This is a genomic window from Variovorax sp. GW823-FHT04F07, from assembly GCF_058795995.1.
This window is the reverse complement of sequence record NZ_JBXAIG010000005.1, coordinates 294,064-319,228: the sequence shown is the minus strand read 5'-3', so window position 1 is coordinate 319,228 and position 25,165 is coordinate 294,064. Positions and strand designations below refer to the sequence as shown.

Here is a 25,165-nt window from a genome sequence, read left to right as displayed (position 1 = left end):
CGTGCTCAGAGCAGCCGCGCCACCAGCGCCGCGATCATGCTGAGCACCACCGTGCTCGCGATCGGCAGCTGCCAGTCGCGGCCGAAGGCGCGAAACTCGAAATCGCCGGGCAGCCGTCCGAAGCCGAAGCGGCGCAGCCAGGCGGTCAGGCCGCTCATGAGCACCAGCGCCAGGACGACGACGATCAGCCAGCGGAACATGCAGACAGTCTAGGCGGCCAGTACAGCCAGGGCTTGTCGGTGAAGTTCGGGTGTGGCCGCCGCAACTACGCGCTGGTCGGGATTCAGCCCCAGCGGCCGGCCCTCCCAGTCGGTGACGACGCCGCCCGCGGCCTCGATCAGACCCGCCGGGCCCAGGAAGTCGTAGGGCTGCAGCCCCGTCTCGACCACGAGGTCGATGGTGCCGCCCGCGAGTTGCGCGTAGCCGTAGCAGTCGCCGCCGAAGCGGCGCATCGCGCACTGGCGGCTCAGGCGGTCGAAGGCGCTCCAGTCGGCCGGCGAGAAGATGTCGGGCGAGGTGGTGACGATGCGGGCCTTGGCGATCTCGGTGCAGCCGCTCACGCGCACGGGCTGGCCGTCGCGCGTGGCGCCCTTGCCGGCCTCACCGATCCAGCGCTCTTTCAGCACCGGCATGTCGACCATGCCCAGCACCACGCGACCGCCCTGCAGCACGCCGATGAGCGTGCCCCACAGTGGCGAGCCGGTGATGAAGCTGCGCGTGCCGTCGATCGGGTCGAGCACCCAGATGCGGTCGGCGTCGAGGCGCTCGGGACCGTGCTCCTCGCCGAAGATGCCGTCGGTGGGCACGCGCGCGCCGAGGATCTCGCGCATGGCCGTTTCGGCGGCGCGGTCGGCCAGCGTGACCGGGCTTTCGTCGGCCTTGGTGATGATGTCCAGCGGCGTGCGGAAGTAGCGCATCGACTGGGCGGCGGCCGCGTCGGCCAGCGCACCGGCGATCGCGGAAAGGTCGGGGGCGGAAGAGCTCATGGGAAGGAGAACGCGTGCCAAAAGCTGCGATTAGACCCGAGCCCACGGCCCTTGCGCCATCGCCGGGGCATTCGTCCGCCCGGCCCCTTCACCTGTGGGCTAGCGCTGCTGGCCCCAGCGCCGCACCGTGAGCCGCTCCAGCGTGCGAAAGCCCAGGCTTTCCACCAGCAGGCCGATCAGCACCACCAGCGCGAGGCCGGCGAACACGCGGTCGGTGTAGAGCTCGTTGCGGTTCTGGAAGATGTACCAGCCCAGCCCGCCCTTGCCCGACGAGGCGCCAAACACCAGCTCGGCCGCGATCAGCGTGCGCCAGGCAAAGGCCCAGCCGATCTTCAGCCCCGACAGGATCGACGGCAGCGCGGCCGGCACCAGGATCTGCAGCACGTAGCGCAGCCCCTTCAGCCCGTAGTTACGCCCTGCCATGCGCAGCGTCTCGGGCACGCCCTGGAAGCCCGCATAGGTGTTGAGTGCCAGCGGCCACAGCACCGAATGGATCAGCACGAACACCAGGCTGCCGCGCCCGAGCCCGAACCACAGCAGCGCCAGCGGCAGCAGCGCGATCGCGGGCAGCGGGTTGAACATCGAGGTCAGCGTGTCCAGCAGGTCGCGCCCGATGCGCGTGGACACCGCCAGCGTCGTGAGCCCGAAGGCGAGCAGCACGCCCGCGAGGTAGCCCTGCAGCAGCACGGCCAGCGAGATGCGCACCTTCTCGACCAGCTCGCCGCTGGCCAGCCCTTCGATCAATGCACGGGCGGTGGCGGTGAAGGTGGGCAGCAGCAGGTCGTTGTCCTGCCAGCGCGCCGCCAGCTCCCACAGCACGGCGATGACGGCGAGGATCAGGCCCTTGCGCAGCCAGGTGTGCGAGGCGACGCGCGTGGCCAGCGGCAGCGCGCGCTCGACCGGCAATTCGGTGAAGGGCTCGAGCGTGCGTTCGTACTCGGGGCGGATGGGTGGCGTCAGGGTGCTCATGGGGTGCCCTGTTCTTCCTCGAACAACATGTCGTGGATGCGCCGCGCCGTCGCCTGGAAGTCCGCACCGCCCAGGCTGTCCAGCGAGTAACCGTGGCTGTTGAGCTCGGCACGCATGCGCCCCGGATGCGGCGACAGCAGCGCCACGCGGTTGCCCACCACCAGCGCCTCTTCGATCGAGTGCGTGACGAACAGCAGCGTGAAGCGCACCTCGTCCCACAGCTCGAGCAGCTCCTGCTGCATGCGGCGGCGCGTGAGTGCGTCGAGCGCGGCAAAGGGCTCGTCCATCAGCAGCACGCGCGGCTGCATCGCCAGCGCCCGCGCGATCGCCACGCGCTGCTTCATGCCGCCCGAGAGCTGGTGCGGGTGCACGTCGGCGAATTTCGAGAGGCCCACCTTGTCGAGGTAATGCAGCGCGCGCTCGGCCGCTTCCTTGCGCCCCAGCGTGCGCGAGGCGAGCAGCGGGAACATCACGTTCTGCTTCACCGTCTTCCACGGCGGCAGCTGGTCGAACTCCTGGAACACGACGATGCGGTCGGGGCCCGGCTGCGACACACGCCGGCCGTCGAGCCAGATCTCGCCCTCGACCGGCGGGATGAACCCGGCCACAGCCTTGAGCAGCGTCGACTTGCCGCAGCCCGAGGGCCCGAGCAGCACGAAGCGGTCGGCGGCATGCACGTCGAAGCTCACGCGGTGCGTGGCGCGCACCACGCGCTCGGGCGTGCGGTACTCGAGGCTGACGCCGTCGACCTGCAGCAACGCCTCGTGCACGTACGGCGGTGCCGCGTCGCCCGTGGCCACCACGCCGCGCCGCCGGGCCGGCCGCTGCGGCGCCACGCTGCCGCCGAGGAAGGCCGCGGCGGGCGGCCCTGCCAGGCGCTCGAGCCGGGACAGCATCGCGTCAGTTCCCCGAGGCGGTGTGCGCGTCGTCGAAGAAATAGTCCTTCACCGACGCCGGCTTGTTCTTGATCGCGCCCACGCGGTGCATGAACTCCGCGAACACGTAGGTGTTCTGCGGCGCGGTCTTGAACTGCACCTCGGGGTTCTTGATGATCTTCAGCAGCAGCTCGCGGTCGAGCTTGGCGTTGCTCACCTTCAGGTAGATGTCGGCCGCCTTCTCGGGGTTGGCCGTGACGAACTTCGCCGCCTCGTCGAGCGCATCGACGAAGGCCTTGTAGGTCTTGGGGTTCTCGTTGCGGAATTTCTCGGTGGCGTACAGCACCGTGGCCGACGACGGCCCGCCCAGCACCTGGTACGAATTGAGCACGATGCGCGCGTTCGGGTTGCCCGCGAGCTCCTGCTCCTGGAACGGCGGATTGCCGAAGTGCCCCGTGATCTCCGTGCCGCCCTTGATGATCGCCGCCGCCGCATCGGGGTGCGGCAGCGCCACGCTGATCTTGTCGAGCTTGTTGAACTCCTTGTCGCCCCACAGCTTGGCCGACGCGATCTGCAGCACACGCGACTGCACCGACACGCCCACGGCGGGCAGCGCGATGCGGTCCTTGTCCGTGAAGTCGGCGATCGACTTCACGTTCGGGTTGTTGCTCACCAGGTAGTACGGGAAGTTGCCCAGCGAAGCCACGCCCTTCACGTTCTGCTTGCCCTTGGTGCGGTCCCACAGCGTGAGCAGCGGCCCCACGCCGGCGCCCGCGATCTCGATGTTCCCCGACAGCAGCGCGTCGTTCACCGCCGAGCCGCCCGAGAGCTTGACCCACTCCACCTTCGCATCGACCCCCGCGGCCTTCGCGTGCCTCTCGATCAGCTTCTGCTCCTGCGCCACGTTGAGCAGCAGGTAGACGATGCCGAACTGCTCGGCGATGCGGATCTGCCCTTCGGCGTGCGCGGCCAGGCTGCCGGCGAGCAGGCCGAGGCCGGTGACGAGCGCGGCGGCGCGGCGGGTGAAGCGGTTCATTGGAAAGTCCGGAAAAGGGAAGGAAAAGAAATCAGAAAGGCGTGTCGCCCACGATGGTGGTGCGGTTGAGTCGGCGGCGCAGGTGGTCGGGCGTGCCTGCCGCGAGGTGCATCAGCGAGCGGTTGTCCCAGAACACCAGGTCGTGCGGTGCCCACGCATGGCGGTACACGAACTCCGGCCGCGTGCTGTGCGCGAACAGCTCGGCCAGCAGCGCATCGCTCTCGCCTTGCGGCAGGCCGACGATGCGCGTCGTGAAGTGCTCGCTGACAAACAGCGCCTTGCGCCCCGTCTCCGGGTGCGTGCGCACCACGGGTTGCACGGCGGGTGCGACCTGATCGATCTGCGCTTGCGAGAGCTTGGGGCGCCACGGATTCTTCGCACGCAGCTCCTCGTATTTCGCGAGGTAGCTGTGCTCCGCCTTCAGCGGCAGGATGCGCTGTTGCAGCTCGGCAGGCAGCGCCTCCCATGCCAGGTGCTGGTCGGCGAACAGCGTGTCGCCGCCTTCGCTCGGCAGCTCCTGCGCGTGCAGCAGCGAGCCCAGGCTGGGATGGGGCTTGTACGAAATGTCGGAGTGCCAGTACACGCCTGCATCGCCGAGACCGATCGGCTCGCCGTTCTCCTTGATGTTCGAGACGATCAGGATCTCGGGGTGGTTCTTCAGCTGGAACTGGTGCAGCACGTGAATCTCGAGCGGCCCGAAGCGGCGGCTGAAATCGATGTGCTGTGCGGGCGTGATGCGCTGGTCGCGAAAGACCAGCACGTGGTGGTCCAGGTGTGCGCGGTGGATGCGTTGGAAGTCGGCGGCGTTGATCGGCTCAGCGATGTCGAGCCCGACGATCTCCGCACCGACCGGCGCATCGAAAGGCCGCACCTCGAAGTGCTGCGCGGGCGCCTCTGCGGCGGGGGTAGCGCGGGAAAGAACGGCAGTCATGCCGCGAATGTAGAAGCGCGCCCTCCATTCCCCAACGAAGTCTTTGTTGCTTGCTTATGACCAACTCTTTCCGTTGAAAGCACAAGCCCCGGGCCGAGCGAAGCGACGGCCCGCCCGGTATCCAAGCCCCTCTGGCTGCGCCGAGGAGCGCAGCGTTTCGCGGATCAGGGCTCGCCCTTGTTTGAGCGAAGCGAGTTTGGGCGAGACCCCGCGAAACGCGAGCACCGCAGGTTGCCCGCAGCGAAGCGGAGGGACGCAGACAGTGGGGTCGCCTTTTCTTTGCTTACTTTCTTTTGGCGAAGCAAAAGAAAGTGAGTCGCCCGCCGGGGCGAGACCCGGCCTCGGGAAGCAAACCCTCAGAGGGTGTGACTCCGATCCCCTTCAGAGAAACCCACCGCGTCCCAGGGTTCACCGACAGCAAACCCCACCACCTTGAACAACTCCCCCATCTCATGCTCATGAATCAACCGAGCCGCCATCCCCCGCTGCGCCACGGTCCCCCGCTCCATCCGCCCCAAGATCCCGCAGTTCAAGAGAAACCGCGCCTGACTCGTATAGCCAAGAACAGCCAGCCCCGCCTCCTGCCCCGCCACCGCAATCCCCGTGAAGTCCACATGCGCCGTGATGTCCTTGTACCCCACCTCCGACAGCGGATCGCCATCCGCCTGATGCCCCCGATGGCACATCACCGTCCCCATGTGCCGCTGCGGGTGGTAGTACTCGCCCTCGGGAAACCCGTAGTCGATGAGAAAAGCCGCCCCCTTCTCAAGCCGGTCCGCCAGCGTCGCAATAAAAGCTTGAGCCTGCGGATGCACCTCCGTGAGGTAGTCATGCACCCCAGGCACCTCGACCGGCGGCCGAAGATCCGTCGGCCGGTCCGCCCACGTCCACCCATCCCCCGCCAGATTCCGCACCACCCCCCGCTCGAACCAGACCCCCTTCACCCGCGCCAGCAACTGCACCGGCATCGCATCGAGCACCTCATTGCCGACCACCACACCCTGCATGGACTCAGGCAGCTCCCCAAGCCATTCGACCCGCCCCGCATACCCCGCCAGCGCCTGCTGCTGCCGCTCGCGCAAGGTGCCCGACAGGTCGACGATGCGATAGCGCACATCGCCGCGCCCCATCTCGCCCAGCGCATGCAGCAGCTGCACCGCCAGCGCCCCCGAGCCCGCACCGAACTCCCACACGGTGTCGGTGCCGGTCTTCTCCAGCGCTTCGAGCACCTGCACCGCGAGCGTGTGGCCGAACATCGGCGTCAGCTCGGGCGCGGTCACGAAGTCGCTGCCGGATGAAGGCATGTGGCCGAACTTGGCCGAGGTGTTGGCGTAGTAGCCGAGCCCCGGCGCATACAGGGCCAGGGCCATGAAGCGGTCGAAGCCGATCCATCCGCCCGCGCGCTCGACGGAGCGGGCAATCAGATGGTCGAGGGCGATGGGTAAACTGTTTGTCGTTGGCGTCGTCACGGCGCCATTGTCCTCTTCCTGTCTTCTGTCTTCTTCCTCCGAATGAGCGTCATCCCACCCTCCTCCTCCGATCGCCGCCGCACCGTCCTCGTCACGGGCGCGGGCCGCCGGCTGGGCCGCGAGATCGCGCTGGCGCTCGCGGCGGGCGGCTGGCAGGTGGCGGTGCACTACCGCAGCTCGCGCGCCGAGGCCGAGCAGACCGTGGCCGACTGCGCCGCGCGCTCGGGCGACTCGGCCCTGTTCGAGGCCGACCTCGCCGACGAGCAGGCCACGCGCGCCCTGCTGCCGCGCGTGGCAGCGCGCTTTCGCGCCGTCGATGCCGTGGTGCACAGCGCCGCCCTCTTCGAACACGACGACGCCGCCAGCTTCAGCTACGCGCTCATGGAGCGCCACGCACGCAGCAACACCGGCGCGGCCATCCTGCTGGCGCAGGCGCTGCACGACCACCTGGCCCGGCGCGATGCGCAGGGCGGCGCCGTGGTGCACCTGCTCGACCAGAAGCTCTGGAACCCGAACCCCGACTTCCTGAGCTACACGCTCTCCAAGGCCGCACTCGAAGCCGCCACTCCCATGCTCGCGCTGGCGCTCGCGCCGCGCGTGCGCGTGGTGGGCGTGGCGCCCGGCCTCACGCTGGCGAGCCACATGCTCGACGACGACAAGTTCGCGCAGCTGCACAAGCTGTCGCCGCTGGGCCGCTCGTCCACATCGGAAGACGTGGCCGCCACCGTGAAGTTCGCGCTGGAAAACAGCTCGATCACCGGCACCACGCTGCTCGTCGACGGCGGCCAGCACCTCATGAAATTCGAGCGCGACTTCTCGCTCATGTGACGAGCACCACCACCATGTCCACGAACACACCGCACGGCCACCAGACACTCACCCTCCAGGGCCTGCGCTTCGACGCCAACCTGGGCATCCTGGAGCAGGAAAAGACCGCGCCGCAGCCGATCCTGGTGGACGCCGAACTCAACCTCGGCCCGCAGCCGCTGCTGCCGCAGGACGACGACATCTTCCACGTGCTGGACTACCGCAAGGTGCGCCGCATCATCATCGACGAGTGCACCGCCGAGCACGTCAACCTGCTCGAAAGCCTGATCGGCAAGCTCGCGCAGCGCCTGCTGCAACTGCCCGGCGTGCGGGGCGTGCGCGTGAAGATCGCCAAGCTCGAAATCTTCGACGACTGCGAAGTCGCCATCCGCATCGAAGCCGGGGAATGGTGATCCAAGGCAAAATCGGGGATCTTTCCCCTGATTTGCCCGAAGTAGCCCCCCAATGAACGCCGTCTGGATCGACGATACGCCCGAAGCCGGTGCGCCCTCCAACTCGCTGAAGATCGAACGCGAGACGCACAAGCTCGAGAAGCGCCTGTGCCGCCAGGTCGGCCAGGCCATCGTCGACTACAACATGATCGAAGAGGGCGACAAGGTCATGGTGTGCGTCTCGGGCGGCAAGGACAGCTACGCGCTGCTCGACATCCTGCTCAAGATGAAGGCGCGCGCGCCCATCCACTTCGACATCGTCGCGGTCAACCTCGACCAGAAGCAGCCCGGCTTCCCCGAAGAGGTGCTGCCCAAGTACCTGAGCGAGCTCGGCGTGGCCTTCCACATCGAGAACCAGGACACCTACAGCATCGTCAAGCGTGTGATCCCCGAGGGCAAGACCACCTGCGGCCTGTGCAGCCGGCTGCGCCGCGGCATCCTGTACCGCGTGGCCGACGAGCTGGGCGCCACCAAGGTCGCGCTGGGCCACCACCGCGACGACATGCTGCAGACCTTCTTCCTCAACATGTTCTTCGGCGGCAAGCTCAAGAGCATGCCGCCCAAGCTGGTGAGCGACGACGGCAAGCACATCGTGATCCGCCCGCTGGCCTACGTGGCCGAAAAGGACACGGTGCGCTGGGCGCAGCACCGCGAGTTCCCGATCATTCCCTGCACGCTGTGCGGCAGCCAGGAAAACCTGCAGCGCAAGCAGGTCGGCGAGATGCTGCGCGAGTGGGACAAGAAGTACCCCGGCCGCGTGGAAAACATGTTCACCGCGCTGCAGAACGTCGTGCCTTCGCACCTGCTGGACGGAACGCTGCACGACTTCCAGGGTCTGAAGGCGACGGGCGTGGCCGACGAGAACGGCGACAAGGCCTTCGACACGCCCGCTTTCGACCTGCTCTCCCAGGCACCCTCGGCCCTGCGCATCGTCCAGGGCTGACTCGGGCAACCCAGGGGACTTTGAGGGCCTAAGGCCCGGAGACCCTTATGTATCGTGCGTTTTCAGCTCTATTTTTGGTAGCAACCCTGAGCGGCTGCGCCACCTCCTGGGTGGTCGACAGCAACGTCAAGAGCTTTGCCACGCCGGGCACGACCGTGCCGCCCGGCGCCACCTACCGCTTCGAGCGCCTGCCTTCGCAGCAGGCCGATACGGCGCGCCAAGAGGGCCTCGAGGCCATGGCCGCGGCTGCGCTCGACAAGGTCGGCCTGCGCCGCGACGACGCCCAACCGCAGTACACGGCGCAGATCGGCGCGCGCGTCACGGCGGCGCTGTCGCCCTGGGCCGATCCGTGGCTGTACGGGCCCGGCCCGTGGGGCTACGGCTACGGCGGCTACTACGGCCACCGCTGGTATGGCAGCGGCTGGTACGGCGGCCCGATGTTCACGCCGCCGGCCAACCCCTGGTACCAGCGCGAGGTGAGCCTCGTGCTGCGCGAGGCGGGTGGCAGCCACCGCGTGGTGTACGAGACCCGCGCGCGCAACGACGGCCCCTACAGCGCGAGCGCGGCGATCCTGCCGGTGATGTTCGAGGCCGCGCTGCAGGGCTTTCCGAACCCGCCGCCGGGCGAGCGCCGCGTGAACATCGAGCTCACGCCGGCTGCCAAAAAATGATGCACTTCTAGAATTCGGACGGATGGAAGCCAATCTCACCCGCCTGATCGCCGTGCGCCACGGCGAAACCGCCTGGAACGTCGACACCCGCATCCAGGGCCACCTCGACATCGGCCTCAATGCCACCGGCCTCTGGCAGGCGCAGCGCGCCGGACAGGCGCTGGCGGACGAGCCGATCGCGGCGGTCTACGCCAGCGACCTCTCGCGCGCCTGGCAGACCGCCCAGGCCATCGCCGAGCCCCACGGCCTCGCCGTGCAGCCCGACCTGGGCCTGCGCGAGCGCGCCTTCGGTCGCTTCGAGGGCATGAGCTTCGCCGAGATCGAGGCCACGCTGCCCGAGGACGCGCGCCGCTGGCGCGAGCGCGACCCCGAGTTCGAGCCCGAAGGCGGCGGCGAGAGCCTGCTGACCTTTCGCGACCGCGTGACCGGCACCGCCTCGGCCATCGCCGCGCGCCACCCGGGCCAGCTGGTGGTGCTGGTGGCCCACGGCGGCGTGATGGACGTGCTCTACCGCGCCGCCACGCGCCAGGAGCTGCAGGCGCCGCGCACCTGGCAGCTCGGCAACGCGGCGATCAACCGCATGCTGTGGACGCCCGAGGGCTTCAGCCTCGTCGGCTGGAGCGACATCGCCCACCTGGCGACGGACACGCCGCTGGACGAGACCACGACCTAGTGGGGCGAGCCGCTTGCCTTTCTTCGCCCCGGGCAAGACGCTCCCATGAAAAGAACGAACCCCACGCCCTCGGCGTACGCCAGCTGGGACGCCTCCCAGTCGCTGTCCGCGCCGTGGATCGACGCCACGCACCTGGGAAGCTTCGTCACCCTGGAGGCCGGCGACACCATTGCGCGCGAAGGCGAACGGCACGACTACTTCTATCTCTTGCGGTCGGGCTTCGTGCACTCCACGGTCCACCGAAGCAACGGCGCGGAGTTCCTGCTCGAGATCTTCGGGCCGGGCGCGATCTTCGGCGAAGGCCCGGCGTTTGCCGACAGCCCCCGGCCGACGACGACCCGGGCGGTCGCGCCGGCCCTCCTCAGCCGCTATCGGCCGGCGGATGTCGCGCAGCAGTTTTCGGCGCTGCCCGAACTCGCGACCTCGTTGATCCAGCTGCTCGGCTTCAAGAACCACATGATCGTCGCCAAGCTGGCCGGGGTGGCCTCGGCGGCACCCAAGGAGCGGGTCATCGACTTGCTGCTGCGGGTGGCGCGCCCGCCATCGGCGCAGGCACCGAAACAACTCACCGTCGATCTGACCCACGAGCAGATCGGCGCCATGACGGCCTTGAGCCGTGTCACCGTCACGCGCACGTTGAATGCGCTGGCGAGAGAAGGGCTCATTGAAACGAGGGCGCGGCAGGTCAGCATTCCGAATGCGCCGGCTCTGCATCGTTTCCGCGACGCGACACCGTAAGGAAAAAGCCCGCTTCCTGTATCGCTGGATACCGTCGACCCCCTCATCCCCTCGCGATCATTCATCCCGTCACACACATGGGAAGAGCAGCGGCGGAGGGAATGGAGCGAGCCGTTGAGGAGAGAGGCCGGAGCGCCTTCAATGGGCGATGGTCCGGGTGTGGCGTAACACAGGACTGCACAAGTCCTTCCTGGCCGGGTGGCTCACGCTCATGGCCATCCGGCATCTTTTGAATCGCCGTCAAGCGTGCGAGGCCGCGTGCCCCGCCGCAGCCTCGGCCTTCGCCTCGCCCGGCAGCTCCACCATCGGCCCGCTGCCGCTGTAGCGGTCGAGCGCCAGGTAGATCGCGGGCGTGATGTACAGCGTGATCACCTGCGAGAAGATCAGCCCGCCCACCACCGCCACGCCCAGCGGCTGGCGCAGCTCGGCGCCGGCACCCAGGCCCAGCGCGAGCGGCAGCGCGCCCATCAGCGCGGCCAGCGTGGTCATGAGAATCGGGCGGAAGCGCAGCCGGCAGGCTTCGCGGATCGCGTCGACCGGCTTCATGCCCTCGGTGCGCTGCGCGTCGAGCGCGAAGTCGATCATCATGATCGCGTTCTTCTTCACGATGCCGATCAGCAGCAGGATGCCGATGGTCGCGATCAGCGTGAGGTCGAAGCCGAAGAGCTTCAGCGAAATGAGCGCCCCCACCGCCGCCGAGGGCAGGCCCGCCAGGATGGTGATCGGGTGGATGTAGCTCTCGTACAGCACGCCCAGTAGCACATAGATGACCAGCACCGCGAGCACCAGCAGCACGGCCTGGCTGCCCTGCGAACTCTGGAACACCGCCGCGTCGCCGCCGTAGGTCGTGATGATCGACTGCGGCATCTTCAGCTCGTCCTTGAAGCGGTCGATCTTCGCGGTGGCGTTGCCCAGCGGCACGTCGGGGCCGAGGTTGAACGACACCGTCACCGCCTGCAGCTGGCCCTGGTGGTTGACCGAGGTCGGCCCCACGGTGCGCTTGACGGTCGAGAAGGCCGACAGCGGCACCAGCTTGCCGGTGGTGCTGCGCACCGACAAGCGCGCCACGTCTTCCTCGAACTGGCGGTCGCTGTCGGCCGCCGACAGGATCACCTGGTAGGTGTTGCTGGCGCCGTAGATGCTGCCGATCTGGCGGTCGCCGTAGGCGTTGTACAGCGCGGTGCGCAGGTCGCCCACGGCCACGCCGAGCACGCCGGCTTTGTCGCGGTCGATCTCCAGCGTGGCCTGCAGGCCGCGGTTCTGCGAATCGCTGGTCACGTCGCGGAAGTCGGGGTCGGCGCGCATGCGCTCCATGAGCTTCGTCGACCACGGCACCATCTCGCCGGCGTTCACGCTCTGCAGCGTGTACTGGAAGCGCGCCTTGCTCTGGCGCCCGCCCAGGCGCAGGTTCTGCACCGGCTGCATGTACACGGCAATGCCCGGGATCTCGCGGAAGCGCTGGCGCAGGGACTCGAGCACCTTGGCCATCTTGGGGCGCTCGCTGCGCGGCTTGAGCACCGCGAACAGCCGGCCCGAGTTCTGCGTGGCCGTCGGGCCGCCCACGCCGACGAAGGAACTCACGTAGTCCACGCTCGGATCGGCCTTGAGCGCGGCGGCCACGCGGTCCTGCAGCGCCTTCATGGCGGTGAACGAAATGTCTTCGGCCGCCTCGGTGGTGATCTGGATCTGGCCGATGTCTTCCTCGGGGAAGAAGCCCTTGGGAATGCTGATGAAGAGCCAGGCCGTGACCACGAAGGTCAGCCCCGCCATGACCAGCATCAGCGCGCGGTGCCCGAGCGTCCAGTCGAGCGTGCGCATGTAGCCGCCGTGCACGGCGCGGTAGCCGCGCTCGAAGGCACGGCCGATCGCCGTGCCGGGCTCGGGGTGCTCTTCCTCGTGGTCGAGCGCGCCGGCCTTGCGCGGCACGTGCTTGAGCAGCCGGCTCGCGAGCATGGGCACGAGCGTGAGCGACACCACGGCCGACACCAGCACGGCCAGCGCCACCACCACGGCGAACTCGTGGAACAAGAGGCCGATCACGCCCGGCATGAAGAAGATCGGGATGAACACGGCCACCAGCGAGATCGAGATCGACACGATGGTGAAGCCCACCTCGCGCGCGCCGCGCAGCGCGGCGGCCATCGGCTCCATGCCCTTCTCGACGTAGCGCATGATGTTCTCGAGCACCACGATGGCGTCGTCCACCACCAGGCCCACGGCCAGCGTGATGCCCAGCAGCGAGACGTTGTCCAGGCTGTAGCCGAAGGCGTACAGCAGCGCCACGGCGCCGATCAGCGAGATCGGGATGGTGGCCGCCGGAATCAGCGTGGCCACCAGCCGGTGCAGGAACAGGAAGATCACCAGCACCACCAGCGCGATGGTGCCCAGCAAGGTGAGCTGCACGTCGTGCACCGCCTCGCGGATCGAGAGCGAGCGGTCGTTGACCATGTGGATCTCGACCGACTGCGGCAGCTCGGCCTTGAAGCGCGGGATGAGCGCGCGCACCGCGTCCACCACCTGCACGGTGTTGGCGTTGGGCTGGCGCTGCACGGCCAGCGAGATCGAGTCTTGCCCGTTGAAGCTGCTGGCGGTCTTGACCGACTCGAAGCTGTCTTCGAGCGTGGCCACTTCGTCCAGCCGCACCGGCGCGCCGTTGCGCTGCGCGATGATCAGCTTGGCGAAGTCGGCCGCCTTCATGAGCTGGCGGTTGGCCTGGATGGTGAGCGTCTGGCGCGGGCCGTCGAGCGTGCCGACCGGCGTGTTGGCGTTGGCCGAGTTCACCGCCTTGGCCAGCTCGTCGAGCGTGATGTTGCGCGCGTTGAGCAGGTCGGCGTTGGCCTTGATGCGCACCGCGAAGGCCTTGCGCCCGTACACCCCCACCTGCGCCACGCCGTCGATGGTCGAGAGCGTGGGCGAAATGAGGTTCTCGGCGTAGTCGTTGAGCTCCGACGGGTTCATCGACGGCGAGATCAGCGCGATGAACAGCACCGGCGCATCGGCCGGATTCACCTTGCGGTATGAAGGCAGCTGCGTGAGTTCCTGCGGCAGCTGGCGCTGGGCGCGCAGCAGCGCGGCCTGCACGTCGACCGCGGCGGCGTCGATGTCGCGGCTGCTGACGAATTCGAGCGTGAGCGAGGTCACGCCCTGCGTGTTCACCGAGCTGATGGTCTGCAGGCCGGGGATGGTCGAGAACTGCTTTTCGAGCGGCAGCGCGACCGAACTCGCCATGGTGTCGGGGCTGGCGCCCGGCAACTGCGCGTTGACGTTGATGACCGGCGTGTTGTAGCTGGGCAGCGCCGCGACCGGGATGCTGAAGTACGCAAAGATGCCGATGACCACGACGGCCGCCGACAGCAGCACCGTCATCGCCGGACGGCGGATGCAGAGCTCTGAAATGTTCATGCGCGTTCTCGCGCCGGCTGAACATCCGACGAAGCGGCGCTGCCGGGCGTGACACCCGTGGTGCCGTTGGCGGGGGCACCGCCCGGCCCGGCCGGCGCCTTCACGTCGATGCGCACCTTGCCACCCGGGCGCACGTTCTGGCTGCCTTCGATCACGACCTGCTCGCCGGGCGTCACGCCGCTCACGGCCACCTTGGTGCCGAAGGTGTGGAGCACCTTGACCTGACGACGTGCCGCGTTGCGCTCGGCATCGACCACGTACAGCGTGGCGCCGTCGGACAGCATCATGAGCGCCGCGGCCGGCACCACCGTGACGCCGTCGAGCATGCGCACCGTGATGCGCGTGTTGACGAACTGGCCGGGCCACAGGCTCTGGTCGGCGTTGGCGAACACGGCCTTGGCGCGCACGGTGCCGATCTGCGGATCGACCGTGTTGTCGACGAAGTCGAGCGTGCCGAACAGCGGCTCGCGCCGGCCCGTGACCAGCGCCTCGACCTTGGCGCGCGTGCGCGCCGCGGCCAGCAGGTCCTGCAGGTTGCCTTCGGGCACCGGGAAGCTCACGGCGATGGGGTCGAGCTGGGTGATCGTGACCAGCGACAGCGTGGGCTGCACCAGCGTGCCCGGGTAGATGTTGACGGCGCCGATGCGCCCCGCGATGGGCGCGCGCAGCGTGGCGTAGCCCAGCGCCACCTGCGCCGACTGCACGGCGGCGCGGTCGGCCGCGACGGCGGCGCGCTGCGCCTGGAGCTGCGACAGCGTGGCGTCGGCCGCGCTCTTGGCAATGAAGTTCTGTGCCACCAGGTCCTGGCTGCGCTTGTACTGGCGCTCCAGGTCGGCCATGGTGGCCTCGTCCTTCTGCTGCTGGGCCCGGGCGCGCGCGAGGTTGGCCTGGTCGTTGCGGTCGTCCAGCGTGAAGAGCAGCTGCCCTGCTTTCACGAACTGGCCTTCCTTGACGTGCACCGCGCTCACGGTGTTGGTGACCTGCGGGCGCAGGTCGACGCTGTTGAGCGAAACCACGCTGCCGTTGACCTGCACCGTGACCGGCACGTCCTGCTTTTCGGCCGTGGCCAGCGTGACCAGCGCGGCGGGAGGCCCGGCGTTCGCGGGCTTGGCGTCTTTCGCGGCCGACCGATCGCCCGACATGCGCCACCAGCCGCCTGCGACGGCTACGATCAACACGCCCGCGAGGGCGAAGGCGGCAGATTTCTTCATGGGTTCTTGTGCACTTTGGGCTGACAGCAGCTATTGGAGCAGTGGCCGACGCGCAGTGTTCATGGGCGCCGTAAAGAAATGTAAAGCAGGCCGACGCAAAGCCCCCGCACCACCCGCTGCACCCGGTATGAGGGAAAACACCCCCTCGCTAAAATCGCCGGTCCACAGCCTCTGGATATACCCCATGAACCGCTGCAAGACACCCACGAAAACACTCACCTCCCTTGCCTTCTGCGCCGCCCTTGCCGGCGCCGCCGGTCTTTTCTCGCTCCAGGCCAGCGCCCAGGACGAGGTGCCCCGTCCGCAGACCCAGAACGAGTCGCTCAACGGCGGGCGCAACTTCCCCATCGGCACGCTGCGCGGCAAGTTCATGGTGACCAGCGCCCCCGACGTCGAGCTCGACGGCCGGGCCGACCGCCTGGGCGCCGGCGCGCGCATCCGCAGCCCGCAGAACATGCTGGTGATGCCCGGCGCGATCATCGGCCAGAAGTACCTCGTGAACTACACGCGCGACGCCGCCGGGCTGCTGCGCGAGGTCTGGATCCTGACGCCCGACGAGGCCATGGCCAGCCGCGAATCGCTGAACAAGCCGTTCCTGAACATCTGGCCGTTCGTCTCGAACGACACGCTGAACACGCAGTAACGCGGCCGGGCCGCAAGCAAGCAAAAATCCGCGGGCGCCACGCGCGCCTCGCAGCCCTTCCTCTTTGCGAAGGGCACAGAGAGCTCCCCATGAAAAAAGTATTCATCAAGACCTTCGGCTGCCAGATGAACGAGTACGACTCGGACAAGATGGCCGACGTGCTCCACGCCGCACAGGGCTACGAACCCACGCAGAACGTGGACGAGGCCGACCTCATCCTGTTCAACACCTGCTCGGTGCGCGAGAAGGCGCAGGAGAAGGTGTTCTCCGACCTCGGCCGCGTGAAGCACCTGAAGGCCAAGGGCGTGAAAATCGGCGTGGGCGGCTGCGTGGCGAGTCAGGAAGGCCAGGCCATCATCGCGCGCGCGCCCTACGTCGACATCGTGTTCGGCCCGCAGACGCTGCACCGCCTGCCCGAGATGCTGAACGACCGCGAGCGGCTGGACCGTCCGCAGGTGGACATCAGCTTCCCCGAGATTGAGAAGTTCGACCACCTGCCGCCCGCGCGCGTGGAAGGCGCGACCGCCTTCGTGTCGATCATGGAAGGCTGCTCCAAGTACTGCAGCTACTGCGTGGTGCCCTACACCCGTGGCGAGGAAGTGAACCGCCCGCTGGACGACGTGCTGGTCGAGATCGCCGGCCTGGCTGACCAGGGCGTGCGCGAGATCACGCTGCTGGGCCAGAACGTGAACGCCTACCGCGGCAAGATGGGCGACACCGCCGAAATCGCCGACTTCGCGCTGCTGATTGAATACGTCGCCGAGATCCCCGGCATCGAACGCATCCGCTACACCACCAGCCACCCGAACGAGTTCACGCCCCGGCTCATCGAGGCCTACGCCAAGGTGCCGCAGCTCGTCTCGCATCTGCACCTGCCGGTGCAGCACGGCAGCGACCGCATCCTCATGGCGATGAAGCGCGGCTACACGGCCATGGAATACAAGAGCACGGTGCGCAAGCTGCGCGCCATCCGCCCTGACCTGGCCCTGTCCAGCGACTTCATCGTCGGCTTCCCCGGCGAGACCGATGCCGACTTCGACAAGATGATGAAGCTCATCGACGACTGCCAGTTCGACAACAGCTTCAGCTTCATCTTCAGCCCGCGCCCCGGCACGCCCGCCGCCGCGCTGCAGGACGACACGCCGCACGAGGTGAAGCTGGCGCGCCTGCAGACGCTGCAGCGCGTGATCGACGGCAACGTGCGCCGCTTCGGCGACGCGCTGGTGGGCAGCACGCAGCGTGTGCTGGTCGAGGGCGCGTCGCGCAAGGACGCCAACGAACTCATGGGCCGCACCGCCTGCAACCGCGTCGTCAACTTCGAAGGCGACGCCCGCCTCGTGGGCCAGATGGCCGACCTGCGCATCACCCGCTCGCTGGCCTACACGCTGCGCGGCGAAGTGGTCACGCGCGAATCGGCCCTGGCTGCTGCTGCCACGGTGCTCGCCCACTGATGGCGAAACGTCCGTCCGTCCGAGGCTCGTTCCAGCAGCTCCTGCTGTTTGCCTTCCTGCTGATCACCGCGCTGCTGGTGGGCGTGGCGCTGCGCTCGGTGCTGCAGTACGACGCGCTCGTCACGCAAAGCCGCGACGCCGCCGCGCGCGCGCTGCGCCTGTCGGGCGCCTCGCAGTCGCTGGCCGAACGCAGCGCGGCCATGGAGCGCGCGGGACGCCAGTCGCTGGTGCTCAACGACGCCGTGCTGCGCCGCCGTTTCGACGAGGCGGCGCGCGAGGCCCACCAGGTGCTGGAGCGCCTGGAACGTAACGGCCTGCCGGCCGCCGGCATCGACATGTGGCGCAGCCAGCTCGGCGTGATCGAAGGGCTGCTCGGCGGCAGCCCCGACAGCGCCCTGGCGCGCGAAAGCACGATGGCGATGCAGTTCCGCGAACTCGACGCCCTGAACACCAACATCGCCCAGCAGGCGCAGTTCCTGATCGAAACGCAGAACGACGCGCTGGCCAAGCGCATCGAGAACGCGCGCCGCCGGCTGATGCGCGAGGTGGTGGCTGCCAGCGTGCTGGCCGTGCTGCTGGCGCTGGCCTTCGGCATCTGGCTCGCGCGCCCCTTCAAGCGGCTCGAGAACGCCATCGTCGGCCTGGGCCAGAACCGGCTCGACGAACCCATCGACATCCGCGGCCCGGCCGACGTGCGGCGCGTGTCGCAGCAGCTCGAATGGCTGCGCCTGCGCCTGACCGAACTCGACGCCGACAAGGCGCGCTTTTTGCGCCACGTATCGCACGAGCTGAAGACGCCGCTGGCGGCGCTGCGCGAAGGCGTGTCGCTGCTCGAAGACGGCGTGACCGGCCCGCTGAATCCGGCGCAGCTCGAGGTCGCGCAGATCCTGCAGCAGAACACCGTGTCGCTGCAGAACCAGATCGAGGCGCTGCTGCGCTTCAACGCCGCCGCCTTCGAGGCGCGCGAGCTGCGCCGCGAGCGCACCGAGCTGCTGCCGCTGATCGAGGAGCAGATCGAGGCCCAGCGCCTGCAGTGGCAGGCGCACGGCCTGCGCGTGCGCGCCGAGGGCGAGCCGATCGCCCTCACGGTCGACCGCACCAAGCTCGGCACCGCCATCGCCAACCTGCTGTCGAACGCGATCCGCTTCTCGGCCGCCGGCGGCGTCATCACGCTGGCCGTGTCGGGCACGCCCGAGGCGGTGCACATCGACGTGTGCGACGCCGGCCCCGGCATTGCCGTGGGCGACCGCGACCGTATCTTCGAACCCTTCTTCCGCGGCGAGCGCCAGCCCGAGCACACGGTGAAAGGCACCGGCATCGGACTTTCCATCGTGCAGGAGTACATTGCAGCCCATGGGGGCCGCATCGCCCTGCTGCCGGACGGCCCCGGTGCACGCTTTCGCATCGAACTGCCGCGCACGACCTGACCCCGGACACCCCACCCACACCGCCCCGCGCCTTTTTCGACCCATGTTCCTTTCGTTCGTCCGCAGATCCACCTTCGCCGGGGCCATGGCCGTGCCATGCGCCCTGCTGCTGGCGGCCTGCGCCTCCCAGCCCAAGCCGCCGGCCGAAGCCGACGCGCTGCCACCGCCCGTGGCCGCGCCGCGCGTCGTGCCGGTCGAGGCCGAGCCCCGCGCGCCGGCCACGCAGCCGGCCTCGCTGTTCACGCAGCTCACGCAAGGCCCCCTCACGGCCATGCTGGCCTACGCCGACAAGGTGCGCCCGCTGGGCGGCGCCGACCTGAGTGCGGAAATCGCCCGCGTCGGCGAACAGGGCGAGACGCCCGCAGCGCAGATGCAGCTGGCGATCCTGCTCGCACAGACCCGCGTGCCGGCCGACCTGGCGCGCGCGCTGGGCCTGCTGCAGCGCGTGATCGCCAACCCGGCGCCCGAGGCGCAGCCGCTGCACCCGCTCGCGCGGGCGCTGGCCGCGCGCTATGTGGAGCAGCGCCGCGTCGAGGACGACCGCGACAAGCAGGTGCAGCAGCTGCGCGACAGCCAGCGCCGCATCGACCAGCTCAACGAGCGCATCGAGGCGCTGCGCGCCATCGAGCGCAGCTTCGCCCGGCCCAACACGCCGGCCCCCACGCCCTCCTCCAACGGAAGCAGATCCAATCCATGAGCACGACCGGCGCCCGCCTCCTCGTGGTCGACGACGACCCGGACATGCTGCGGCTGCTCTCGATGCGGCTGGTGTCGGCGGGCTACCAGGTCACGGCCGTCACCTCGGCCGAGACCGCGCTCACGCAGCTCGAGATCGAGCACCCGCAGCTGGTGCTCAGCGACGTGCGCCTGCCCGGGCGTGACGGCCTGCAGCTGTTCGACGAGATCCGCAAGCGCCACCCGACGCTGCCGGTGATCCTGCTGACCGCGCACGGCACCATCCCCGACGCGGTCGAGGCCACGGCGCGGGGCGTGTTCACCTACCTCACCAAGCCCTACGACGCGCGCGAGCTGCTCGAGAAGATCGCGCAGGCATTGGCGCTCGGCGCGCCGACCACCACGCCGAGCAAGACCGGCGACGACAGCTGGCGCTCGGAAATCGTGAGCCGCAGCAACCGCATGGCCGAGCTGCTGGCCGAGGCGCGCATGGTCGCCAAGTCGGACGCGTCCGTGCTGTTGCGCGGCGACTCCGGCGCCGGCAAGGAGCTGCTGGCGCGCGCCATCCACAAGGCCAGCGCGCGTGCCGACAAGCCCTTCGTGGCGGTCAATTGCGGCGCCATTCCCGAGGCGCTGCTCGAATCCGAGCTGTTCGGCCACATGAAGGGCGCCTTTACCGACGCCCACGCGAACCACAAGGGCCTGTTCCAGCAGGCCGACGGCGGCACGCTGCTGCTCGACGAAATCGGGGACATGCCGCCCGCGCTGCAGGTCAAGCTGCTGCGCGTGCTGCAGGAGCGCGCGGTGCGCCCGCTGGGCGCGAGCCAGTCGATCGAGGTCGACGTGCGCATCGTCTCGGCCACCCACCGCGACCTCGACGCCGCGATGGAAGCCGGCCAGTTCCGCGAAGACCTCTATTACCGCCTGAACGTGGTGACGCTCACGCTGCCGCCGCTGTCGGCGCGGCGCGAGGACATTCCGCTGCTGGCCAACCACTTCCTGCAGAAGCTGTCGACCAAGTACGGCAAGCGGCTGTCGGGCTTCGCGCCCGAGGCGCTGAAGGCGCTCACCACCGCCGCGTGGCCGGGCAACGTGCGCCAGCTCTACAACGTGGTGGAGCAGGTCTGCGCGCTGTCGGGCTCGCCGCTGATCCCGCTGGCGCTGGTGCAGCGCGCGCTGCGCGTGCCGAGCGTGGAGGTGCTCACCTACGCCGAGGCCAAGCAGCGTTTCGAGCGCGACTACCTCGTCGGCCTGCTCAAGCTGACCGACGGCAACGTGGCCGATGCGGCCCGCCTGGCCGACCGCAACCGCACCGAGTTCTACCGCCTGCTGCAGAAGCACGAGCTCACGCCGGGCAACTTCAAGGCCGACGTTGTCGCTCCCGGTGGCGACCCTGTCGCCGAGTAGCGACAGGCCTAAGTCGTTGATTTGAAAGACTGTTTCCCGAGGGCCTCCCCGGCTTGTCGGGATTCGGCGACAAAAACGGGGGTTTCGGGGGCCCGGCAGGCCCCTCCCCCACGGAAAACGGTTTCGAATCGCGCCAAGTCGTTGATTTGAAAGCGTTTTTCCAGGCTGGCACAGGGTTTGCCCCTGTACTGGCATGACAGCACTTACCAGCCCATCTTTCGCACTGCGTCCGCAGCGCGACGGCCTGCGTCAAAAGCAGTTTTCCTCCTCGCGGCCCCGTGCCGCGGGCCATTCGCTGACCGCGCTCTCCGGCGTCGGCGGCGCCGCCACGGATTGCGTCTTCAAGCGCCTTCCGGCCATTGGCGACACCCCCCTCGACAAGCAACGTTGGTGAATGAACCGATGAAGCCGAACGACTTCTCCCACCTCAACGTCCTCGCCGAATCCGATTTCGCACGCCGTAGCGCGCTGCGCGAGGAACGCCACCCCAACGCCGTCACTGCACCGCCGGTCAACCGCGGTTCCATGGCCCCGCGCCCCTGGCGTGGTTTCTGGAACAGCCTCGGCACCGCGCTGCTCGTGCGCCTGGGCGCCGGCCGCAATGCCGACAGCGCCCCCGCCGCCAAGCAGGCCACCCCGGCCCCGCAGGCCTGGGAACGCGCCGCCGGCCAGCGCCGCCTCGCCTTCATGCTGCTCACGCTGCTGAGCACCGTGATCGCGTCATCGCTGTTCGCCAGCGTGCAACCCGACTACGACAACGTCTGGCTCGAATACGGCCAGATCGGCCTGTACGGCCTGCTCTCGGGCTGGGTCGTGACCGGTTTCGTGACCGCGCTCATGGGCTTCTACGTCTCCGTGCGCGGTGACAAGCACGCCCTCTCGGCGAAACAGGTGGCCCACCACCCGATGAACCCCGAGGCACGCACCGCGATCATCATGCCGATCTGCAACGAGGACGTGGCCACCGTGTTCGCCGGCCTGCGCGCCACCTGCGAATCGGTCGCCTCCACGGGCCACGCCAAGCAGTTCGACGTGTTCGTGCTGTCCGACAGCTACAACCCCGAGACCGCCGCCGCCGAGCGCGCCGCCTGGGAAGACCTGCGCGCCGCGCTGGCCGAGAGCCCGAACCAGCCGCAGGTCGAGGTGTACTACCGCCTGCGCACCCGCCGCACGCACCGCAAGGCCGGCAACGTCGCCGACTTCTGCCGCCGCTGGGGCAAGGACTACCGCTACATGGTCGTGCTCGACGCCGACTCCGTGATGAGCGGCGACTGCCTGGCCTCGATGGTCAAGCTGATGGAAGCCAACCCCACCGCCGGCATCATCCAGACCGCGACGCAGGCCATCGGCCACGTCACGCTGCACGCCCGCGCCCAGCAGTTCGCTTCGCGCGTCACCGGCCGCCTGTTCACGCTGGGCATGCAGTTCTGGCAGCTCGGCGAGTCGCACTACTGGGGCCACAACGCGATCATCCGCGTCGAAGCCTTCATGAAGCACTGCGCGCTGGCCCCCATCAAGGGCACCGGCGGCATGTCGGGCGGCATCATGTCGCACGACTTCGTCGAAGCCGCGCTGATGCGCCGCGCCGGCTACCACGTGTGGCTGGTGTCCGACCTGGTCGGCAGCTACGAACAGCAACCGCCGGACCTGCTGGCCGAGCTGCAACGCGACCGCCGCTGGTGCCAGGGCAACCTGCAGAACGCCCGCCTGATGGCCGAGCCCGGCATCCACCCGGTGCACCGCGCGATGTTCGTGACCGGCACCATGGCGTATGTCTCGGCCCCGCTGTGGCTCGCCTTCCTGACGCTGGGCACCGCCCTGTGGCTGAGCGGCTCGAGCCTCGTGTCGAGCTGGAACGTGCTGCCTGCCGAACTGGCTGGCCTGTGGGTCTGGACCCTGTGCCTGCTGTTCCTGCCGCGCGTGCTGGGCATCGCCGCCGTGCTGATGCGCGGCGAACAACGCCAGTACGGCGGTGTGTGGGGCCTGGTGAAGAGCTCGGTGCTCGAAGCCGGCCTGGCCATCGTGCAGGCCCCGGTGCGCATGCTGGCCCACTCGCTGTTCGTGCTCGTCGCCCTCACCGGCATCAAGCTCGACTGGAAGTCGCCCCCGCGTGAAGCCGCCGCCGTGCCGTGGAAGGTCGCTGCCTCGCAGCTGGCCCCCATGACGCTGGTGATCGCCATGCTGGCCGTCGGCGTCGCCATGATCGACCCGAGCGCCCTGATCTGGCTCATGCCCGTCGGCCTGCCGCTGCTGCTGGCGATCCCACTGACCGTGCTGACCAGCCAGATCGCGCTGGGCACCACGCTGCGCGACCGCGGCTTCCTGCTGATTCCCGAGGAGTCGCGCTCGCCCGCCGTGCTGCGCCGCGCCTGGATGCATGCGCTGCGCCTGGCGCGCCCGGCGGCACTGGCCACGGCCTGATGCGATCTCAGCCCTGCGGCTGATCGCTCCAAAGAAAAAGCCCGCTTCGGCGGGCTTTTTGCTGGGCGGTGCGCCATGCGCATCAAGATCTCAGAAGGGCAGCCAGCGGCGCCAGAACGGCGGACGGGGTGCGCGGGCGCCGCGCGCCACCAGCGCCGCGACGAGCGCCTCGCGGCCGTGCTTGCGGGCGGCCTGCAGCGGCGTGAGCCCGTCGAACTCAGACAGCAGGTTCGGATCAGCGCCGTGGTCCAGCAGGTAGCTGGCGATCTCGCCGTGCCCCTGGACCAGGCTGGCCACCAGCGGCGTGCACAGGATCTCGGGGTGCTGGTAGTTCGGATTCACGCCCGCACCGATGTGATAGCGCACCAGGTCGAGATCGCCGGTCAGCGCGCCCTGGTAGAGCTCTTTCCAGTCGCCTGCGGACATGGCTGGGCTGCGCGCCTCTCTATATATGCATGCGTCGAGCGGTCGGGCTCAGAACGGCAGCTTGCCGCCGCCTCCGCCCATGCCGGGCATCCCGCCCATGCCCTTCATGCCGCCCATCTTCTTCATCATCTTCATCAGGCCGCCGCCCTTCATCTTCTTCATCATGCCCTGCATCTGCTCGAACTCGTTGAGCAGGCGGTTCACTTCCTGAACCTGCACGCCCGCGCCGGCCGCGATGCGGCGCTTGCGCGTGGCCTTGAGCAGCTCGGGCTTGCGGCGCTCCAGCGGCGTCATGCTCTGGATGATCCCTTCCTTGCGGCGGATGTCGCGCTCGGCGCGGGTCATGTCGGCCTCGGTGGCCTTGGCGGCCATCTGCTGCGGCAGCTTGTCCATCAGGCTGGAAAGGCCGCCCATCTGCTTCATCTGCTGCAGCTGGCCGAGGAAGTCGTTCAGGTCGAAGCCCGCGCCGCTCTTGACCTTGGCGGCCAGCTTCTGCGCCGCCGCCACGTCGACGCCGGCCGTGACCTGCTCGACCAGCGCGACGATGTCGCCCATGCCCAGGATGCGGCCCGCGTGGCGCTCGGCATCGAACACCTCGAGGCCGTCGATCTTCTCGCTCACGCCGGCGAACTTGATCGGCACGCCCGTCACCTGGCGCACCGACAGCGCCGCACCGCCGCGCGAATCGCCGTCGGTCTTGGTCAGGATGATGCCGGTGAGGGGCAGCGCCTCCTTGAAGGCCTTGGCGGTGTTGATCGCGTCCTGGCCCTGCATGGCATCGACCACGAACAGGGTTTCGACCGGATCGAGCTCGGCGTGCAGCTGCTTGATTTCGGTCATCAGCACTTCGTCGATCGCGAGGCGGCCGGCCGTGTCGACCAGCAGCACGTCGAAATAGTGGCGCCTGGCGTGGTCGAGCGCGGCGCGCGCGATGTCCAGCGGCTTCTGGTCGGGCGTGCTCGGGAACCATTCGGCACCGGCCTGCTTGGTGACGGTCTTGAGCTGCTCGATGGCGGCCGGGCGGTACACGTCGCCCGACACGGTGAGCACCTTCTTCTTGCGCTTCTCGATCAGGTGCTTGGCCAGCTTGGCGGTGGTGGTGGTCTTGCCGGCGCCCTGCAGGCCGGCCATGAGGATCACCGCCGGCGGCTGGGCCGCGAGGTTGATGTCGGACACGCCTTCGCCCATGGTGGCGGCGAGCTCGCGGTTGACGATGCCGACCAGCGCCTGGCCCGGCTTGAGCGAGCCCAGCACTTCCTGGCCGAGCGCCTTCTCCTTCACGCGGGCGACGAAGTCGCGCACCACGGGCAGCGCCACGTCGGCCTCCAGCAGCGCCATGCGCACCTCGCGCAGCATGTCCTGCACGTTGCTTTCGGTGATGCGCGCCTGGCCGCTCATCGTCTTGACGAGGCGGGAGAACTTTTCGGTGAGGGCGGTGGCCATGAAGGAAATACCTTGTTGTCCGCGGCAGCGGACCGATGGAAAGTCGTGAAAACCTGGAAGCGGTACGTGGGCCCGCTCTCTCGCGGGGGGTGCCCCCGGCGGGGGTGGG

Annotated in this window: 24 protein-coding genes; 13 read left to right on the top strand and 11 right to left on the bottom strand. The window is 68.7% G+C overall.

Annotated features, from left to right (window positions below):
* Positions 1-5: 5 nt before the first annotated feature.
* The 7 genes from AC1RAA_RS23340 to AC1RAA_RS23310 form a co-directional block, all read right to left on the bottom strand.
* Entirely contained in the window at positions 6-200 is a 195-nt protein-coding gene (locus tag AC1RAA_RS23340) for a DUF2905 domain-containing protein (protein WP_056575522.1), read from the bottom strand.
* A 9-nt stretch (positions 201-209) separates the two neighbouring features.
* Positions 210-986, bottom strand: a complete 777-nt coding sequence (gene hisN, locus AC1RAA_RS23335) for a histidinol-phosphatase (RefSeq protein ID WP_492732237.1) — start codon at positions 984-986, stop codon at positions 210-212.
* 99 nt (positions 987-1,085) lie between these two features.
* Entirely contained in the window at positions 1,086-1,955 is an 870-nt protein-coding gene (locus AC1RAA_RS23330; RefSeq protein WP_492732239.1) for an ABC transporter permease, read from the bottom strand.
* Positions 1,952-2,851, bottom strand: a complete 900-nt coding sequence (locus tag AC1RAA_RS23325) for an ABC transporter ATP-binding protein (protein WP_492732241.1) — start codon at positions 2,849-2,851, stop codon at positions 1,952-1,954. The genes AC1RAA_RS23330 and AC1RAA_RS23325 overlap by 4 nt, the downstream gene beginning before the upstream one ends.
* A 4-nt stretch (positions 2,852-2,855) precedes the next feature.
* Positions 2,856-3,866: an ABC transporter substrate-binding protein gene (locus tag AC1RAA_RS23320; RefSeq protein WP_492732243.1), complete on the bottom strand. Its 1,011-nt coding sequence runs from the start codon at positions 3,864-3,866 to the stop codon at positions 2,856-2,858.
* A gap of 31 nt (positions 3,867-3,897) precedes the next feature.
* Positions 3,898-4,797, bottom strand: a complete 900-nt coding sequence (locus AC1RAA_RS23315; protein WP_492732245.1) for a TauD/TfdA dioxygenase family protein — start codon at positions 4,795-4,797, stop codon at positions 3,898-3,900.
* Between the two features lie 356 nt (positions 4,798-5,153).
* Positions 5,154-6,266, bottom strand: a complete 1,113-nt coding sequence (locus tag AC1RAA_RS23310; RefSeq protein WP_492731878.1) for a class I SAM-dependent methyltransferase — start codon at positions 6,264-6,266, stop codon at positions 5,154-5,156.
* 42 nt (positions 6,267-6,308) lie between these two features.
* Here AC1RAA_RS23310 and AC1RAA_RS23305 point away from each other — a divergent pair, with 42 nt between their 5' ends.
* From AC1RAA_RS23305 to AC1RAA_RS23280, 6 genes are read left to right on the top strand one after another with little or no spacing between them, the layout of a single operon-like run.
* Positions 6,309-7,094, top strand: a complete 786-nt coding sequence (locus AC1RAA_RS23305) for an SDR family oxidoreductase (protein WP_390346611.1) — start codon at positions 6,309-6,311, stop codon at positions 7,092-7,094.
* Positions 7,095-7,108: 14 nt separating this feature from the next.
* Positions 7,109-7,486 carry a dihydroneopterin aldolase gene (locus AC1RAA_RS23300; protein WP_056576172.1) on the top strand — a complete coding sequence of 126 codons (378 nt, stop codon included), beginning with the start codon at positions 7,109-7,111 and terminating at the stop codon, positions 7,484-7,486.
* A 52-nt stretch (positions 7,487-7,538) separates the two neighbouring features.
* Positions 7,539-8,468: a tRNA 2-thiocytidine(32) synthetase TtcA gene (gene ttcA, locus AC1RAA_RS23295; protein WP_062477895.1), complete on the top strand. Its 930-nt coding sequence runs from the start codon at positions 7,539-7,541 to the stop codon at positions 8,466-8,468.
* A 47-nt stretch (positions 8,469-8,515) separates the two neighbouring features.
* Complete coding sequence (locus AC1RAA_RS23290) at positions 8,516-9,139, top strand: DUF4136 domain-containing protein (RefSeq protein WP_492731876.1); 624 nt, start codon at positions 8,516-8,518, stop codon at positions 9,137-9,139.
* Positions 9,140-9,161: 22 nt separating this feature from the next.
* Positions 9,162-9,812, top strand: coding sequence for a histidine phosphatase family protein (locus tag AC1RAA_RS23285; protein WP_492731874.1), 651 nt, complete (start codon positions 9,162-9,164; stop codon positions 9,810-9,812).
* A 45-nt stretch (positions 9,813-9,857) separates the two neighbouring features.
* Positions 9,858-10,550 (top strand): Crp/Fnr family transcriptional regulator, encoded by a 693-nt coding sequence (locus AC1RAA_RS23280; protein ID WP_492731872.1) that lies wholly within the window; start codon positions 9,858-9,860, stop codon positions 10,548-10,550.
* 240 nt (positions 10,551-10,790) lie between these two features.
* Here AC1RAA_RS23280 and AC1RAA_RS23275 read toward each other — a convergent pair whose 3' ends face one another.
* Positions 10,791-13,952, bottom strand: a complete 3,162-nt coding sequence (locus AC1RAA_RS23275) for an efflux RND transporter permease subunit (RefSeq protein WP_492731870.1) — start codon at positions 13,950-13,952, stop codon at positions 10,791-10,793.
* Positions 13,949-15,094, bottom strand: a complete 1,146-nt coding sequence (locus AC1RAA_RS23270) for an efflux RND transporter periplasmic adaptor subunit (RefSeq protein WP_492731890.1) — start codon at positions 15,092-15,094, stop codon at positions 13,949-13,951. Before AC1RAA_RS23270 ends, AC1RAA_RS23275 begins: the two co-directional genes overlap by 4 nt.
* A gap of 253 nt (positions 15,095-15,347) precedes the next feature.
* On the opposite strand from AC1RAA_RS23270, the gene AC1RAA_RS23265 reads away from it, so the two are divergent.
* From AC1RAA_RS23265 to mdoH, 7 genes are all read left to right on the top strand, one after another.
* Entirely contained in the window at positions 15,348-15,806 is a 459-nt protein-coding gene (locus AC1RAA_RS23265; RefSeq protein WP_070060097.1) for a hypothetical protein, read from the top strand.
* A gap of 89 nt (positions 15,807-15,895) precedes the next feature.
* Complete coding sequence (miaB, locus tag AC1RAA_RS23260; protein WP_159278536.1) at positions 15,896-17,257, top strand: tRNA (N6-isopentenyl adenosine(37)-C2)-methylthiotransferase MiaB; 1,362 nt, start codon at positions 15,896-15,898, stop codon at positions 17,255-17,257.
* Positions 17,257-18,684 carry a sensor histidine kinase gene (locus AC1RAA_RS23255; RefSeq protein ID WP_492731867.1) on the top strand — a complete coding sequence of 476 codons (1,428 nt, stop codon included), beginning with the start codon at positions 17,257-17,259 and terminating at the stop codon, positions 18,682-18,684. The genes miaB and AC1RAA_RS23255 overlap by 1 nt, the downstream gene beginning before the upstream one ends.
* Positions 18,685-18,769: 85 nt before the next feature.
* A complete protein-coding gene (locus AC1RAA_RS23250) occupies positions 18,770-19,381 on the top strand; it encodes a hypothetical protein (protein WP_307695574.1) in 612 nt (203 codons plus the stop codon).
* Positions 19,378-20,766 carry a sigma 54-interacting transcriptional regulator gene (locus tag AC1RAA_RS23245; RefSeq protein WP_095948204.1) on the top strand — a complete coding sequence of 463 codons (1,389 nt, stop codon included), beginning with the start codon at positions 19,378-19,380 and terminating at the stop codon, positions 20,764-20,766. The genes AC1RAA_RS23250 and AC1RAA_RS23245 overlap by 4 nt, the downstream gene beginning before the upstream one ends.
* A 193-nt stretch (positions 20,767-20,959) precedes the next feature.
* Positions 20,960-21,160 (top strand): hypothetical protein, encoded by a 201-nt coding sequence (locus AC1RAA_RS23240; protein ID WP_082818265.1) that lies wholly within the window; start codon positions 20,960-20,962, stop codon positions 21,158-21,160.
* An 8-nt stretch (positions 21,161-21,168) separates the two neighbouring features.
* Positions 21,169-23,187: a glucans biosynthesis glucosyltransferase MdoH gene (gene mdoH / locus AC1RAA_RS23235; protein WP_492731865.1), complete on the top strand. Its 2,019-nt coding sequence runs from the start codon at positions 21,169-21,171 to the stop codon at positions 23,185-23,187.
* A 90-nt stretch (positions 23,188-23,277) separates the two neighbouring features.
* On the opposite strand, the gene AC1RAA_RS23230 is transcribed toward mdoH, so the two are convergent.
* Entirely contained in the window at positions 23,278-23,613 is a 336-nt protein-coding gene (locus tag AC1RAA_RS23230) for an ankyrin repeat domain-containing protein (RefSeq protein ID WP_159278540.1), read from the bottom strand.
* Positions 23,614-23,661: 48 nt separating this feature from the next.
* Positions 23,662-25,056, bottom strand: coding sequence for a signal recognition particle protein (gene ffh, locus AC1RAA_RS23225; protein WP_095743629.1), 1,395 nt, complete (start codon positions 25,054-25,056; stop codon positions 23,662-23,664).
* Positions 25,057-25,165 lie beyond the last annotated feature (109 nt).

What these genes read in the sequence shown, in the direction of transcription:
- AC1RAA_RS23305 (WP_390346611.1), top strand. Translation starts at nt 6,309, where the DNA reads ATGAGCGTCATCCCACCCTCCTCCTCCGATCGCCGCCGCACCGTCCTC.
- ffh (WP_095743629.1), bottom strand. Translation starts at nt 25,056, where the DNA reads ATGGCCACCGCCCTCACCGAAAAGTTCTCCCGCCTCGTCAAGACGATG.
- AC1RAA_RS23250 (WP_307695574.1), top strand. Translation starts at nt 18,770, where the DNA reads ATGGCCGTGCCATGCGCCCTGCTGCTGGCGGCCTGCGCCTCCCAGCCC.
- AC1RAA_RS23285 (WP_492731874.1), top strand. Translation starts at nt 9,162, where the DNA reads ATGGAAGCCAATCTCACCCGCCTGATCGCCGTGCGCCACGGCGAAACC.
- AC1RAA_RS23330 (WP_492732239.1), bottom strand. Translation starts at nt 1,955, where the DNA reads ATGAGCACCCTGACGCCACCCATCCGCCCCGAGTACGAACGCACGCTC.
- AC1RAA_RS23340 (WP_056575522.1), bottom strand. Translation starts at nt 200, where the DNA reads ATGTTCCGCTGGCTGATCGTCGTCGTCCTGGCGCTGGTGCTCATGAGC.
- AC1RAA_RS23280 (WP_492731872.1), top strand. Translation starts at nt 9,858, where the DNA reads ATGAAAAGAACGAACCCCACGCCCTCGGCGTACGCCAGCTGGGACGCC.
- AC1RAA_RS23315 (WP_492732245.1), bottom strand. Translation starts at nt 4,797, where the DNA reads ATGACTGCCGTTCTTTCCCGCGCTACCCCCGCCGCAGAGGCGCCCGCG.
- AC1RAA_RS23230 (WP_159278540.1), bottom strand. Translation starts at nt 23,613, where the DNA reads ATGTCCGCAGGCGACTGGAAAGAGCTCTACCAGGGCGCGCTGACCGGC.
- AC1RAA_RS23320 (WP_492732243.1), bottom strand. Translation starts at nt 3,866, where the DNA reads ATGAACCGCTTCACCCGCCGCGCCGCCGCGCTCGTCACCGGCCTCGGC.
- mdoH (WP_492731865.1), top strand. Translation starts at nt 21,169, where the DNA reads ATGAAGCCGAACGACTTCTCCCACCTCAACGTCCTCGCCGAATCCGAT.
- AC1RAA_RS23275 (WP_492731870.1), bottom strand. Translation starts at nt 13,952, where the DNA reads ATGAACATTTCAGAGCTCTGCATCCGCCGTCCGGCGATGACGGTGCTG.
- AC1RAA_RS23255 (WP_492731867.1), top strand. Translation starts at nt 17,257, where the DNA reads ATGGCGAAACGTCCGTCCGTCCGAGGCTCGTTCCAGCAGCTCCTGCTG.
- AC1RAA_RS23245 (WP_095948204.1), top strand. Translation starts at nt 19,378, where the DNA reads ATGAGCACGACCGGCGCCCGCCTCCTCGTGGTCGACGACGACCCGGAC.
- AC1RAA_RS23300 (WP_056576172.1), top strand. Translation starts at nt 7,109, where the DNA reads ATGTCCACGAACACACCGCACGGCCACCAGACACTCACCCTCCAGGGC.
- AC1RAA_RS23240 (WP_082818265.1), top strand. Translation starts at nt 20,960, where the DNA reads ATGACAGCACTTACCAGCCCATCTTTCGCACTGCGTCCGCAGCGCGAC.
- AC1RAA_RS23270 (WP_492731890.1), bottom strand. Translation starts at nt 15,094, where the DNA reads ATGTCGGGCGATCGGTCGGCCGCGAAAGACGCCAAGCCCGCGAACGCC.
- hisN (WP_492732237.1), bottom strand. Translation starts at nt 986, where the DNA reads ATGAGCTCTTCCGCCCCCGACCTTTCCGCGATCGCCGGTGCGCTGGCC.
- AC1RAA_RS23325 (WP_492732241.1), bottom strand. Translation starts at nt 2,851, where the DNA reads ATGCTGTCCCGGCTCGAGCGCCTGGCAGGGCCGCCCGCCGCGGCCTTC.
- ttcA (WP_062477895.1), top strand. Translation starts at nt 7,539, where the DNA reads ATGAACGCCGTCTGGATCGACGATACGCCCGAAGCCGGTGCGCCCTCC.
- AC1RAA_RS23290 (WP_492731876.1), top strand. Translation starts at nt 8,516, where the DNA reads ATGTATCGTGCGTTTTCAGCTCTATTTTTGGTAGCAACCCTGAGCGGC.
- miaB (WP_159278536.1), top strand. Translation starts at nt 15,896, where the DNA reads ATGAAAAAAGTATTCATCAAGACCTTCGGCTGCCAGATGAACGAGTAC.
- AC1RAA_RS23265 (WP_070060097.1), top strand. Translation starts at nt 15,348, where the DNA reads ATGAACCGCTGCAAGACACCCACGAAAACACTCACCTCCCTTGCCTTC.